Annotated in this window: 11 protein-coding genes and 1 tRNA gene; 6 read left to right on the plus strand and 6 right to left on the minus strand. The window is 52.7% G+C overall.

Annotation, left to right across the window (positions count from 1 at the left end; all coding sequences use genetic code 11):
* Position 1: 1 nt before the first annotated feature.
* A complete protein-coding gene (locus ACR3E0_RS01890) occupies positions 2–592 on the minus strand; it encodes a TetR/AcrR family transcriptional regulator (RefSeq protein WP_480475645.1) in 591 nt (196 codons plus the stop codon).
* A gap of 506 nt (positions 593–1,098) precedes the next feature.
* On the minus strand, positions 1,099–1,854 hold the full coding sequence (locus ACR3E0_RS01895; protein ID WP_480475647.1) for a helix-turn-helix domain-containing protein: 756 nt from the start codon (positions 1,852–1,854) through the stop codon (positions 1,099–1,101).
* 122 nt (positions 1,855–1,976) lie between these two features.
* Between ACR3E0_RS01895 and ACR3E0_RS01900 the strand changes: the two genes are divergently transcribed.
* From ACR3E0_RS01900 to ACR3E0_RS01925, 6 genes are all read left to right on the plus strand, one after another.
* Positions 1,977–2,363: a PaaI family thioesterase gene (locus ACR3E0_RS01900; RefSeq protein ID WP_480475649.1), complete on the plus strand. Its 387-nt coding sequence runs from the start codon at positions 1,977–1,979 to the stop codon at positions 2,361–2,363.
* Positions 2,364–3,008: 645 nt separating this feature from the next.
* On the plus strand, positions 3,009–3,188 hold the full coding sequence (locus tag ACR3E0_RS01905; protein ID WP_480475651.1) for a helix-turn-helix transcriptional regulator: 180 nt from the start codon (positions 3,009–3,011) through the stop codon (positions 3,186–3,188).
* Between the two features lie 158 nt (positions 3,189–3,346).
* On the plus strand, positions 3,347–4,684 hold the full coding sequence (locus ACR3E0_RS01910) for an ImmA/IrrE family metallo-endopeptidase (RefSeq protein ID WP_480475653.1): 1,338 nt from the start codon (positions 3,347–3,349) through the stop codon (positions 4,682–4,684).
* Positions 4,653–5,744 (plus strand): beta family protein, encoded by a 1,092-nt coding sequence (locus ACR3E0_RS01915; RefSeq protein ID WP_480475655.1) that lies wholly within the window; start codon positions 4,653–4,655, stop codon positions 5,742–5,744. The genes ACR3E0_RS01910 and ACR3E0_RS01915 overlap by 32 nt, the downstream gene beginning before the upstream one ends.
* 73 nt (positions 5,745–5,817) lie before the next feature.
* Positions 5,818–5,891: transfer RNA gene (locus ACR3E0_RS01920), tRNA-Gly, on the plus strand.
* 45 nt (positions 5,892–5,936) lie between these two features.
* Positions 5,937–6,362 (plus strand): hypothetical protein, encoded by a 426-nt coding sequence (locus tag ACR3E0_RS01925; RefSeq protein ID WP_480475657.1) that lies wholly within the window; start codon positions 5,937–5,939, stop codon positions 6,360–6,362.
* Positions 6,363–6,663: 301 nt separating this feature from the next.
* Here ACR3E0_RS01925 and ACR3E0_RS01930 read toward each other — a convergent pair whose 3' ends face one another.
* The 4 genes from ACR3E0_RS01930 to ACR3E0_RS01945 all read right to left on the minus strand — a co-directional run bounded on the left by ACR3E0_RS01930 (position 6,664) and on the right by ACR3E0_RS01945 (position 13,389).
* A complete protein-coding gene (locus ACR3E0_RS01930; protein WP_480475659.1) occupies positions 6,664–7,851 on the minus strand; it encodes an MBL fold metallo-hydrolase in 1,188 nt (395 codons plus the stop codon).
* Between the two features lie 216 nt (positions 7,852–8,067).
* Entirely contained in the window at positions 8,068–9,708 is a 1,641-nt protein-coding gene (locus ACR3E0_RS01935) for a M12 family metallopeptidase (protein ID WP_480475661.1), read from the minus strand.
* 2 nt (positions 9,709–9,710) lie between these two features.
* Positions 9,711–12,134, minus strand: coding sequence for a S8/S53 family peptidase (locus ACR3E0_RS01940; RefSeq protein ID WP_480475663.1), 2,424 nt, complete (start codon positions 12,132–12,134; stop codon positions 9,711–9,713).
* A 466-nt stretch (positions 12,135–12,600) separates the two neighbouring features.
* Positions 12,601–13,389 carry a replication-relaxation family protein gene (locus tag ACR3E0_RS01945; protein ID WP_480475665.1) on the minus strand — a complete coding sequence of 263 codons (789 nt, stop codon included), beginning with the start codon at positions 13,387–13,389 and terminating at the stop codon, positions 12,601–12,603.
* Positions 13,390–13,475 lie beyond the last annotated feature (86 nt).

Genomic DNA, 13,475 nt, shown 5'->3' on the forward strand with positions numbered 1-13,475 from the left:
ATTACGTCGAGTCCCGAGTGGTGCTCGGCATGCTGTCATCGGTGAACAGCCCCTTGGCCACCAAATCTATCAAAAGGTTGCAGGTCGCCGGCCAGTCGCGCACTCCCGCGATGTTCTGATGCAGCGATAAATGTGGCAGCACGACAATCAGGCCCAGCACTGCATCCGCACTATCGCTTGTCATCTCGCCACTGCCCTGAACTTGATGCAGGAAATCCAAGAGCGGTTTGAACCCTGGGGCGGCCAAAGCCGAAACACGCTCCGCACCAAGTCTTGTGTTGATGGCGGCCAGTTCCTCGGGGTTCTCCACGATCCGTCTCAAAACAGGGTTGGTCTGATATTCGTTCATCACCCGATGCAAGAACTGCGTGAAGGCTGCGCGTTTCGAGAGGGATTCATCATGGAGTGGCGGAAGCACGCGTTCTGTAATCATTGGCCCCTCATGTGCCAGGACCTGCGCGTATAGCGCTTCTTTGCTATCGAAGAATGCATAGAACGCGCCTTTCGATATGCCGGCCTTCTGGGTCAATGTCTCGATCGGAAGCTTCTTCAGACCAACAATTGGCAAAAGAGTGCGTGCGTCTTCGACCAATTTCTTGCCGATACGATCCCGTTCATGGGAAGAGAAAGGTGCAGGCATGACGGTGTGACCATGTTTTCATATTGTATATATAGACAATGACATGGGTCGGGCAACAGGTGTCAGCAGTCGGGTCAGGTTTGTGAAGTAGAATTCCGTAACGGCCAATGATATGAGGGCGGGGCTATACCTCGCCATCCAAGAAACTCTGGATTCCTTCACTTGGTTCTGCCGAAATCCTTTGCCAACAGGCGCCGGGCTTTTGCGGGTCTCACCCAACCGGTGCGTGTTTGCCGCTCAAAGACATATGAAGCGAGCTTTGAAGTCCATGCGGAGAGTGTTCTGGGTCGTCTCGACTGACTTTTCGCTTCGCCCGGTTGCCCGCGTGAGGGCGACGAAGCCATCCTTCTGGGTGGTTTGATAATACCCCTTCGAGGAACAGAAGCCTCCCCTTTTTTGGCATGGAATCAACGGCATCAGCCCAGCACATTGTTGTGACTTTTGAACCGGCTGAAAGATTACCGCAGCAGTCGCTTCAAACAAGTTTCGCTCGTTGGGTCAACAGGAAAGAAGAGTTCCGTTCGAAGGTCTCGCAGGGTCAGGTCTTCGGCCGTATTGAACATAGCTTGCACGGACGTCAGAACGATTTGCGATCCGTCCAATTCGAGAATTGTTGGGATCGCCGGGTTCCGATTTGGTTCAGGCGGCCTTTCTGTTTGCGATTGTGCAAGCATGGTCGCAAACGCTTTGGTAGCTGGGTCCTCCCTTTTAATCCCGTCAGACATAACTCGATTGGAAAGATGGGCAACGACCTCTTTCCAATTCACCAGCTTGCCCCCAAATGTTGGATCCAAAGCAATTTTGCCAAGAAGATTGTCACCAACCGACAGGCCGATATGTTCAAACAATCGCTGACCCGGGACGTTGCACAAAACCACCTTCCAAGTCCCATCGAGCACCCACCCTGGAAATGGCGCATGATGGTCGAGCAGCCGCTGTGCGACCTGCATAAAGGGTTTGAGATCAATATCATCCAGAGGGCGACGTTGGTAGGCCGGTGCATAGCCCGCACTTATCAGCCATTGGTTGCGCGCATGTGCGGGTACAGTCAAGGTATCTGCAAGTTGCAAGACCATCTCTTTGCTTGGTTTGGCCTTGCCGGTTTCCAGATACGACAGGTGGCGGGCAGACACATTTGCTTCTAGCCCAAGCGCCATTTGACTGAAGCGTTTTTTGGTCCTCCAGTCTTTTAGAAGCTTACCGAAAGCGACCAATCATTCTCCTCCAGTGCCAGAATCCTGCCAGTACAAGGCGGCGGGTCAATAACGTCCGAGGTTATTTCCTGGGATGAAGTATCCGTTGTACCTATGCTTCGCAAAGTTGGGGGATGAGGCCCATGAGAAATCTTGCCGCACAAATGCCTTTCGCAGCTCATCTCGACATATCGGTGACCGAAGCATCCGCAGACGAAGTTCAGGGGGTGATGGTTGTCAAACCAGAGTATTGCACCGTTGGCAATGTAGCCCATGGTGGTGCGGTGGTGACGCTCGCAGATTCACTCGGTGCGGTTGGTGGGTATCTGAACTTACCCAAAGGTTCGAATGGGACAGCCACCATTGACAGCAAGATCAATTTCCTCAGGAGCGCAGAATGCGCGACGACTCTCAGGGGAGTTGCAAAACCGGTGTCGGTCGGCAAGAGAGTGTCGATTTGGCAAACGAAAGTCGTGGATGACAGGGGTCAGCTGATTGCATTGGTTATTCAAACACAATTGGTGCTTTAGATCCGTTCGTTGGAACCTATGGCAGCCAATCATGTTGGATCCAGGCAAAGCGTTGACGTCTCCAATATGTATTTTCCGATGCCGTCTCTATGGCAACCCGCAGTGAGCAAGTAAGTAGCCGTGCGCGCAGATTTACTTCACGAGTTTAGTTGCTCGGGCCACTTAAGACTGTCGGATGTCACCTTGGGTACATAGTCTTCGAAGGCTCGAGATATGCCCTCTATTGCCCCGAAATGCGCGATAGGCTCTGTATTATGGTCTTCTGCATACTGGTCCAAGCCTGATGACAAGAGGATGAATTCAAGGGCGGATTGAACCCGGCCCATGTCCATCAATGGACTGATGTATAAGATATTTTGGGAAGAAATGGTGCCAGGAGAGGACTCAATTTCTTAAAGTATGTATTTGGCAAATATGCAAAAAATTGAGTGTGGTTTTTCCTGATACCCCAAATGATACCCCCAGGCACACATCTATTAGGAGGTTCGAGTGCAGAACGATGACCCACATTCGGGGCATTTCGGGTCCTGAGGGAACATATAAGAACCTCGTCAGAACGACAATCTATAGCTATAATTGATGAACCTGGAACCGGGCAACCGCAACCGGGGCATCGCGATGCTCCTTATCAAAGGAGTTATCGTGATGAGGATACTATCGAAGAAGGCGCTCAAAGAGTTGGTTTTGTATTCGCCCCAGCACATCGCAAGACTGGAGAAAGCAGGCAAATTCCCCAAGCGGGTACAGCTGGGCTCGAACCGGGTGGGATGGGTTGAAAGCGAAGTGCTGGATTGGCTTGACGAGCGCCTACTCGCTCGAGAGTAACCACTGATGCTCCGCTTGGAGCTCGGCGGCTCGGACGTGCACAGTTCGGGTCGCCTTCAAACTAATTGAGTGATTGCTTTATTTTATTCAATTTGCCCGTACCCAACAAAATTGTTGGGAACCTTGACCACAACATAAATGTTGGGTATCTAGGCTGCATGAATACAGGCATAATACTCAACGAAAAAGAATTGCGCGAAGCCCGCGCACGCGTCAGCGCCTTCAATGAGGCATTGGCGACCGAAGAATCGCTCCGGCGGTTAGCAGATGGATTGCCCCCGGAGGTCGTGAAGCAAGTAACGGCAACCATGCGCTCTGAGCGCGATGATCTTGCTGATGCAATCTCGGCCTACGAGTCCGCGAAGGAAACAGGAAAGCCCGCACATCTGGAAAATAGGGCTGATAAAGATCCGGGGTTGATGTTGATCGTTGCCCGGATTGCAAAAGGGTACTCGCAACGTGATCTTGCGTGGCGGCTTGGCGTGAAGGAGCAGCAAGTACAGCGGTACGAGGCTGATCGTTACAACAGCATCAGCATGAAAAACTACGCGCGTGTCGCAGCGTTGTTGGGTGTCAGGCTGCGCGCGGCGATTGAGCCTGACCCACAATTTCGAGGGTTAGATAAAGTAATAGATAATGTTTCCAAATCTGACATCAGAAAGATTTTGAAGCATGGTCGCGAACACGGCTGGTTCGATGCCGAAATGACAGAAGATCAGCTTCGACGTCTAATTGCCGAAAACCGGATAGACTTTGGTAGCCCAACTCTTCTGCGAACAGGCCTAAACGTCAAAGATCACAGCGAGGATGTTTTGCTTCACGCATGGCGTGCGCGAGTCGCGACGCGTGCTGTGGACGTGATCGCAAAAGGCGTTCCAAAGTATAACCCGACAGATACAAACTGGCTGGGACAACTTTCCAAATTGAGCATTCACGGAGACGGTCCTGCGCGTGCAAGGCAGTTGTTGCTAGAAAAAGGGATTGTCTTAATTCCCGAACGGCAGATTCAGGGTTTAGCAATAGATGGGGCTGCATTCATAGTGGATGCTGTCCCTGTCGTTGGTTTAACGCTGAGACGTGACGACATTGGCAACTTCTGGTTTAGCCTTCTACACGAGCTAGGGCACGTCGTTTTGCACAGGCTTACAGGTTTGAAGGGCGGCTTCTTTGATCAGTTTCGCGAAGGCGAACCGCAGCAGAATGACATTGACGAACAAGAGGTAGAAGCCGATGCTTTTGCTTCTAACCTATTGATCCCGGATGAACTATGGCGGCGCTCACCTGCTCGCATCGCCAAGTCGCCAAAGGTGATCGAAAAGTTTGCCAAAGACCTTGGCATCCATCCCGCCATCGTTTTTGGCCGGATAAGAAAGGAGAGAAACGACTATTCGATATTCTCTCAAAAAATCGGGGGGAAAACCGTGAGGAAACAACTAATCGAGCAACCCGATAAGGAGAATAACGATGCTGCCATATCGTCCAGCACAGCGGTTTAAGCAAGGCGAATACCTAGCTTGCGCAAGAGTGCAGCCTGACATGCAGAAACACTTGAGGCCGTTCTTTATTGTTCCTCCTCCAAAAGAGAGGGACCCTGAGAAAGGTCGTCCACTTACACAAGATGAGATTGCTTATCTTTCGGGTGAACGCATCGGAAAGCATTGGCCTCTGTACCCGGCCTACCTTGACGCCCAATACGTCATCCCAGCGTTAGGAGATAAAGGCCTTATCAGGCTCTTTCAGGTGGCCCGAGCCCGTAACAAAGGCCTTATTGCCGCTGCGCCCGCGTGCGACATTCACAACCCGGTTTGGCGACAGTTGATCAGGCAAGAGACCCCTAAGTTTGCGATCCATCTTCCTTTTGAAGATTTTGACCCGGACGGGCTTGAAGAGGGGTTAAGGTCGCTGGGCGTGGACGCTCAGAATTGTGAGGTGTTTGTTGATTTCACTGGGGCTGACTTGACGCCAGATATCGCTATCGAGGCCGTTAGCGGTACGCTGGAAATGGTCGCTGATGTAGCGCCTTGGGGCTGTGTGATCTTTCAAGCATCAAATTTTCCAACAACTAACCCAGCCAGTGAAGACAGCACGTTTGAGGTTGCTCGGCATGAGTGGACGATTTTTAGACGCTTGTTGAGAGAGTGTTCGATTCCCCGCAATCGGCTTGGGTTTAGTGATTTCGGTGCTGACTGTGGCAAGATCGCGTTCCCCAAAAAAGGCGGCGGTGGCCGTCCTATCCCACACGTTCGGTATACCACAGCAGGATCGACCGTCGTCGTTCGTGGTGCATCGACGGGCGCTCAGTCTCCCAACATGCTCAAGGTGCTCAATCAACTGATTGAGCGACCCGATTTCGCCGGGCAGGCGTTCTCTTACGCTGACCGACGCATGTGGGAGGCCGCAAAAGGTATTACCTCACCAGGAAATCCTTCGATCTGGCGTGAATGGAATATGGCGCACCATATGACACGGGTGCTGCGCGACTTGGGCGCGATGTCAGGCGTGTCTTTCGCAGATGGTGCCGTAACAGAAGTTGTTGAGCAGGCCACTCTTTTTTGATGAAAGACTTGCCTAATGCCGCCTTGCTTTTGGGTTGCGAGGCGGTCGCTCTGACGGTACATGGTGGGTACTTGCGGGTGTAGCTCAATGGTAGAGCAGTAGCTTCCCAAGCTTAATACGATGGTTCGCTTCCCTTCACCCGCTCCATTTTACAGCAAGTGTTTGCAAGTTTTTTGACGGGATTTCCACCGAATGCCGATTGTTGACGACGAGAAGATTAGAGCCCTCCTGGCGGATGAGACAATCTCGGCAATCACTGTTGATACAAACATTTTCGATCAGAAGCGTCTTCAATTGAACTCCGCATCAATGAAGGCGTTAGCGACCTTAAAAGACCGCCACTTCGGCTTCTTGTTGGCGGGCACTGTTGCCAAGGAAGTTTTGGCCCATTTAGAAAAGGCAGCGGCGGAGGCCTTTCAGAATGCCAAGAAAGGTATCGGCAAAGCATTGTTCGCTTTTGAGACCGAAGTGCCGACCCGAAACGAATTGCTTGAGCTGATTACTGGGGGTCGGACACCAGCGGAAGCTGCCAGTCAACGTTGGGAAAAGTTCGTCGACGATACCGGTTGCGAAGTAATCGACGACGCAAAATTGGTCGATACGGCTAAAGCGCGTTGAGGGCACGAGCCACGTCAACCTTCTAACAAGCTATTTTACAAGGAAGCGTCCTCAAAAGAAGTTTTTAGGGCAAGAATTTCGAGGTTCTAAAGCGCAAATAGTCCGAGAACCGCTACTCGATCAGGTATCAAGTGTATTATTTTGATTGGGAACAACTCAAATGCGAACAGAAGCTTTTCAAACCCCCAGCTTCGATCTTAAAACAACGTTTGCTTCGGCCGGCATTGACAGGCCACCCAGCGATTTTGTCCGCTGGGCGGTGGAAGGGACCCAATCTTGGCCTCTGGGCTCTCTGAACTTTCTATTCAACCGCCTTCTTACAAGCATGTGACGATTTCTGTTGATTTGATTTCGGCAGGTTAAGTAACGGATCGAACGGAGTGGCCATTGGGGCGCTGACCACCTGGACACCGCAGGCTTTCGCAAGTTCGTTAATAATTCTGATCGCCCGATTGTGTCGTCTGAAAGGTGCGGGCGCAAGGTCTTCGGGGTCGGGCGCAAGTGCCGACCTTCCGTCGTCCCAATGGATCGGTATCACGCGCCTTGCATTGGAATCCAGAACCGCCGCCTTGAAAAATTCCTTAATCTTTGGCCGTAATTTTAGTCCCAAACCCCCAAGACTAAGAAATACCACATCCGCCTGTAGGTTGGGCGAGCTTAAGCGCTCTGGCTCCATGTCGGCGCTTGCCACAACGATCATAGCACCAAATTCCGTGTCGATGTGCGCGGCCATCGAATTGCCTTCCCCCAATCGCCAGATAGGCGAAGGGAAGCCAAATTCAGGCGATGTAACTTCATCAAAAAAGTGATAAAGAGGATTGTGCGAGTGAGGAGCTTCAAAAAGAGTAAGCGTAAAGTCCCGGTATTTCCTGGATACAACTATTGTATCGTGCACCTCATTGATAAGAACAGGGTCAACACTCCAGTCAAAGTATTCGGCGTGATTTTTGAAGTAACGTCGTGTTGCCTCCCGTAAATAGGTGCCAGATGTATCAGTCATCAGGGGGGCACCGGTTCGCGCGGCAATATAGGCCGAGTCCAATGCGTGATCGAAATGTCCATGCATGGCCACAACCGCATGAAGGTCTTTGCGGGATTTGCCTTTGCACAGATTTTTGTCCGGCCCGTCAGGTCTGGGTGCCACCGTTCGAAGGCACAGATAATCAATCACATCTTCAATGCGGGTCATGTCCGGGTGTATTTTTCGAAATGGTCCAACTTTCGGGCGGCTGAAAAATCCGTCAATCAGAACACGCTCGGAGTGTCCTTCAAAAAGAAATGACGAGGTTCCAAGGAAAGTTGCCAGAACGGGTTGGTCGCTGTTCTGGGCTTTAACAGGCTGAGCCAAATCCAGAAAAATCACAAGACAGGCTGCTGAAAATTTACAGATCATTGCTTTCACCAAAACTGGTTCGATGCAACTGGCCCCCTGAAACACACCGGCAGCGCTCAACCCAACATAAATATGCCTACATTCGTCCGATGCCATAGCGCCATAGTGTTTTCTCGGCCGCGCAGACCGGGCAGTTCACTCCAACGGGTGCATTTTGCCTGTCCTTTGGTCGGTGCTCATATCGCCGCGCGTGGTCGAAAACTAATTCAGGTCATCAGCTCCGGAAGGAACCAAAACATGATAGGTCATCTGACTGAGTGTGATGGACCAACAGACAACAGTGCGGATTGAAGCTGTTGCGCTTAGCTGGCTTCAGTCCGAAAAAATTGCATCCTCCTTGCCATCCGGGCTGTATTCGTCCGCCTTTGAAAACACTGGATGATCCGGTAGCAGAAATGCGGCCAGCGCGTCCACATCACCCTGAGACATCTGGCCGCCATACAAGGCCAGGTAAGTTACACCCTCACGCATGATACGTTCGTATTCCCGGGTTCCATAGGTCTCAGGCCATTCCCGATAAACGACCTGTTCATCGGACTTCATTGCCGTCGGGCTGTCGGCGATTTCATTCAGGCAACCAGGTCCGCAGTTTTCTCCGGGGACTAGACGCAGCCATTTTCGGGACCCTACCAATACCGCAAGATACATGATCTGGGCCTTCCCATGCGATACGCCCTCATCCAGCAGCATGTCATGAAAAACCGCCTGCGAATCCCACCAGCTGCGCACTCGATTTTCAACATATGTATAGTGGTCGTGGATGACTGCAGCTTTGATGTAGGACGGATCGAACGGGGGTCCGACGATCCCTTGTGCCCAGTCGGGAATCGACGCCCCGTCCGTCATACCCGATTTAACCTCTGGTCCGGCATTGGGGTCACGTTTCGATGCTTTCCAGACCAGCGCGTTTGGGTCGGTGTATGTAAGGTCATTTTTCAGATAGCACTCGCGTGCTTCTTCACAACCTTGCGGAAAGAAAACCAGATCCCCTTCGAAACCTGAGGTCGGGGCGGCAGCCACATCTTTTGGAGCCTTGCCATACATCCGCTGAATGATTGCGACATCACAGGCTGCCAGACCTCCTCGTTGGCCGATCTTGCGCGGGTCTCCTACCCAGTCCCCTTGCGGGTTCTTGCGCGGGTCAATCCTGAATACTCCACCCGGACCATGTCGCCCATAGTGCATGATGGAATCATAACAATAAGGTCCAGCGTCTTTGAATTCGGTCGGATCGGCCCGGAACTGCGCCCTTGTTTTCTTGGTTGCCTTGTCTGAGAAATGAACCTCGATGAAGGCGTCGTGGTCGAACCGAGCCTGTTCATGATGAAGGCCCAAGACGTGTCCGATCTCGTGCGCGATATTCCCTTTCTGGCACCACTCTGCCAGCTGAACCCTGCGCGGTCCGTTCCCAGGATACCCGACCCGTGTCTGGCAGCTTTCCTGAGTGGGGTGATCAAAGAACAGCACATATGCCCCCGTGGGTTTCTTCAGCTCGGAAAAGGTGATGTCCGTTTCCCGCTCCCATTCCCGAATGGCCCCGCGAATACGCGGAATCCAGGCCGAAGGAACGCTTTTGTCAATGATGTACGGCACATGCCCGTCCGGCCAGCGCAGACGCTTGTCGCGCGCCACCAGGCCAAATAGATCGACGTGGTCCTGCTCCAGACTTTGCAATGACAGGCCGGGCTGTTCGGACAGGTCCCACAAATCCTGCGCCTTACCCAGAACGATGTCCCCCTGATATACCGCCATCCCGTCATCATCGGTAACAAAGGAAAGCCTGCGCAGCTCACCATCCACATGCAAATCAACAGTTTCCAGGGGGTCAGCAGATTCGAGATATCGCAGTTCATCCGTTGCATCCGCCAGAGTGAACCCTTCGGCGGCCAAATTTGCAGCAGACCCGAACACCAGTCCCAATGTCAGTCCAAAACCGGTAAAGATCAAACGCATGGTCAGTCTCCCCCTCTGTTAAATGAAAATTTGATGTCTTGAATATCGCTCAGAAGTACAGTTTCCGATTTACCATTTACTCGGAACAGCAGATTACCCTTCGGTTTCAAATCGCAGGCTACAGTTTCCATCAATCCTCCAGGCCTCATGATGTCGACCCATCCACTTTTTTTGCCGGGATCGTAGGCTTTCGGCAGAACAAAGTACCGCAGCAAATCGTGCTGTCCCGGTTGCCCGATTTTGCACAGGTCGCCGGTGTTAAACGCTTCATTTCCCGATATTTTTTCGATCCAACCGATCAACGGCTTAGATGCGGCACCGGCCTCTGTCGGTTTTCGGGTTACGATGTCGTCATAGACCCGCATCGCGTCGATAGGATTCAGGATTCGCCCTTTGTGCACCTGCCCCCGCGCGATGGCCGGTTCCACATCAGCCGAGGCAAGCAACCTTGCGCGAACCCAAGGTGCGGACAACCGCAAGTCAGGCATGACGCTGCGTACCGAAGCAGCAACAAACGAGACAATGGGTGCCGCAAATGAGGTGCCGTTGAATGTACGGGTTTCGTATTTGCCCGTGCGTGTCGGCGCGATGGCTTCTACCTGACATCCCGGAGCTGACAAAAACACAAATTCCTCTCCGAAGTTCGAAAACCAGGCCAGCTTGACCGGATCAGAGATCAGGTCAATGCCCGCAACGACCAGCATGTTCTGCTGCCCGCCATCGTTTTTACCCCATTTCTGAGGAACAAGCTGTGTGCTCCCAACCAGTCCACCCTTCTTTTCCTTCAGATTTCCTAGGTTTCCCGCTGCGACGACATAAAGTGCACCCGCTTCGCCCAGCAGCTTGGACTCCATGCGTTTCAGTTTCGCGTCGTCCTCGTCGTAGGCGCCGAAACTCATGTTGACGATATCAGCCGCAGAGCTTGAAGCGACATTTGGAATATCACTTATCAGGCGGTATCCAACCTCGCCGACACGGGCGTCCTCGCGGTAGATCTGAAATGAATGGACATGAACTTCCAGTTTGTCGCGAGAGAACAGGTCCATCAGCCCCGGCCCTCCCATCGCCAAACTCGTGACTGCGGTTCCGTGGATCACCTTGTCGAACATACTGTCCACCAGATCGCGAACACTATCCGGTTTTGCGTGGCCATCCGGTTTTATCAATCTGCGCCAGTTACCACCGCCAAAGCTTTCTTCTTCGAACCGAGCAAAACCGCCATCTAGGATCATAAGCTTGGAATGGTTGACGAAATTCGAAACCTCTAACTTTCTGGCGATCGCATCTTCAGTGACTGCCCTGAACGTGTCACGAAACTCTTGTGTTCCCCAGTTGATCGGTGCGCCCGTGCCACAGCGGCGATCCTGGCCGCCTTCTTCAACATTCCCGATGTCGGTGAACAGGGAAATTTTGGACAACGGAGTGTGCGAAACGGGTTCGGGCTGTACTCCGTCTGGAGGCGTTGCATTGGCTTTCATGGGGACCAATGCGGTTTGATTGATCCGCTCAGTCGTCAAGTAAGCAACATTCGGGTCAATTCCGTAGTCAATGCGGACGCGACCGGTGTCGTTCAATGACCCAATGACCGATGGAGATAAAGACTCTGCTTGCAAAAATGTCCCTGCGGCTTCCCGACGGCAAAGGAACTGGCTTTCGCCACAGATTTGTTCCCAAAGCGGCACATCCTGAATACGGGGAACATCCTGTTGGTCATCTAAAGCCTGCGTGATGTCTTGAACAATGGAACGCAAATCCTGCGCACCCAACCCTGCAAGGGCTTGCTCCAGAGCGGTCTGGAGCAAATCTTCACCCACACCCGCAGCATTCAGGCCATGTGCAACTGCAAACCCTTCATAAGCGACGCGGCTTCGGTCCGTTGGGTCCACGCCCGCCATTGCGAACCTCTCCTGAAACAGAGAGGTGATATCAACATTGTCTGGTTCGGGCAAAAGGGGCCAAGGCGGCCCCGAAGGGGTTGCCAGACCTTCCAGAGACAGCCTGTTTGAACCTGAATTTTGAAAATCAAAGGCCAAGATGCTCTCGGGGTCGAATTGCCGACGGCCCAGGATGATTGACCCCACAGTTTGCGGGGGTAAGCCCGAGTCACTCGCCGCATGTTTAAGCACGCTGTCACCCGCCGCAGGCAACCGTCCGACAACGCGATTCAGCCGTTCGTCGGGCAGACAACTGGGTACAATAGTGGTTTTGGTGTTTACACGGAATTTTCCGCCATCGAGTAGCTTGCCGCCTTGCAACTTGACCGACCGTTCGAACACAAGAAGATTGTTCGGCGACACAAAGCCACATTTCTCGCGGACAAGATCGTCAATCCGCCCCGCAGTTCTTTGCGTCTCGGATGTCACGGACTGAGTGGCGATGAATTCGATGATGTCGGGACTTAGTTCATCGCTAAGCTCAATCTTCACGGCAAGCTCCTCGGCCAAACCGTGGGTTCCAAGCAGACAGACAAATACCGCAATACAAATGTTATTCAGGCAGCGCATGACACCCCCAATCAATGCTGCCATCTTAAGCGCAGCGACAGGTTCGGACAACCCGGGCGATTGTATTTCCTATTTGGGCCGAGCACTGCATACTAGGTGAGGTGGACAATACGCATATGTTGTTATGTCGAGATTGCACGTGACGGTAGCCAGTATTCGGTCTGTGGTGTTGCGAATACCCTGGCCGAATTCAGTTGTTGCCGCCTGCCGTGAATTTTGAGGTCCTGGTGGTTGGCAGCATTCAACTGATCCGGTTTGATCGTTGGTGCATGATTGGTCACTGGTCCATCGGGACGATGGTTTCTGATATTGGTAGATGGCAGCTAAAGTTAGCAAAGACGGCTTTCAGCACATCCGAGACAATCGCTTTTTTCAGTATTGCGACCACTCACAACTCCAACCGCTCCCCATGACACCCCACCCACGGTTCTTGGTGAAACCGCTCCATCTCCGCCCAACGCCAACCCGTCGGCAGCACCTTTGTCAAAAACCGATTGGCATATTCACCAGACTGGGCGCTCACCAAGTCATTGAATCGCGCCATCCGAGTCGGGCTACTAAACACCCAAAGCACCAAGGTCGTAGCCCGCAACCCGTAGTGCTGTCGATGCGCACCGGTAGCAAACATCTCGCGATACATCTGTACCGACCGTTCAAAGTTCTTTCGTGCCTTTGCCGATTGCACTGGCTCGGTGCCCCGGTCCACCTCCAGCAGGAAGGCGCGGTATCCTGCCTCATATTTGATCGCAAAGAGCTGGTCCGGGATCAGGTGTTTCGAACCGACAGGAATGGGCAATTTGGCATTTTTCCGTGCCAATATCTGATGACCGGGGATGTATTCATTTCCATTCCGCCGGGCAATGATGTCCCGCGACCCCGTGACCGCTGACACATTAAACCCATGCCACCAATGCCCGGATGGACGGATCGTTGGTTCAGAAAGGCCAAGGCCAGCCAGATGATCCTGTGCCTGCTTGGTGAGATCGTAGATGTATGGATTGAACTCCGCCCGGGCTGTATTTCGCTGTTGCGGCGGCAGCCGCAGAAACCCACTCGCCCGGAGCTTTTGAAGGTCTCTGAGCGCCGTATCCTTGCAGCGATGTGTATCGCGGGTCAGTTCGTAGAGATATTCTGAGGATTGCGGCCCGTGCCGCTCGATATGCTTGAACCAGCGCATCTCACGCTCAGTAGGTCGCAGGTCTTTGTACGCTTCAATATGATGAAACGTCGCCCGTCCCAAACTATCTGTCTGCGCTCTTGTCA

It is taken from the genome of Ruegeria sp. AJ12, assembly GCF_056536245.1.

What these genes read in the sequence shown, in the direction of transcription:
- ACR3E0_RS01910 (WP_480475653.1), top strand. Translation starts at nt 3,347, where the DNA reads ATGAATACAGGCATAATACTCAACGAAAAAGAATTGCGCGAAGCCCGC.
- ACR3E0_RS01900 (WP_480475649.1), top strand. Translation starts at nt 1,977, where the DNA reads ATGAGAAATCTTGCCGCACAAATGCCTTTCGCAGCTCATCTCGACATA.
- ACR3E0_RS01915 (WP_480475655.1), top strand. Translation starts at nt 4,653, where the DNA reads ATGCTGCCATATCGTCCAGCACAGCGGTTTAAGCAAGGCGAATACCTA.
- ACR3E0_RS01930 (WP_480475659.1), bottom strand. Translation starts at nt 7,851, where the DNA reads ATGGCATCGGACGAATGTAGGCATATTTATGTTGGGTTGAGCGCTGCC.
- ACR3E0_RS01935 (WP_480475661.1), bottom strand. Translation starts at nt 9,708, where the DNA reads ATGCGTTTGATCTTTACCGGTTTTGGACTGACATTGGGACTGGTGTTC.
- ACR3E0_RS01925 (WP_480475657.1), top strand. Translation starts at nt 5,937, where the DNA reads ATGCCGATTGTTGACGACGAGAAGATTAGAGCCCTCCTGGCGGATGAG.
- ACR3E0_RS01945 (WP_480475665.1), bottom strand. Translation starts at nt 13,389, where the DNA reads ATGCGCTGGTTCAAGCATATCGAGCGGCACGGGCCGCAATCCTCAGAA.
- ACR3E0_RS01905 (WP_480475651.1), top strand. Translation starts at nt 3,009, where the DNA reads ATGAGGATACTATCGAAGAAGGCGCTCAAAGAGTTGGTTTTGTATTCG.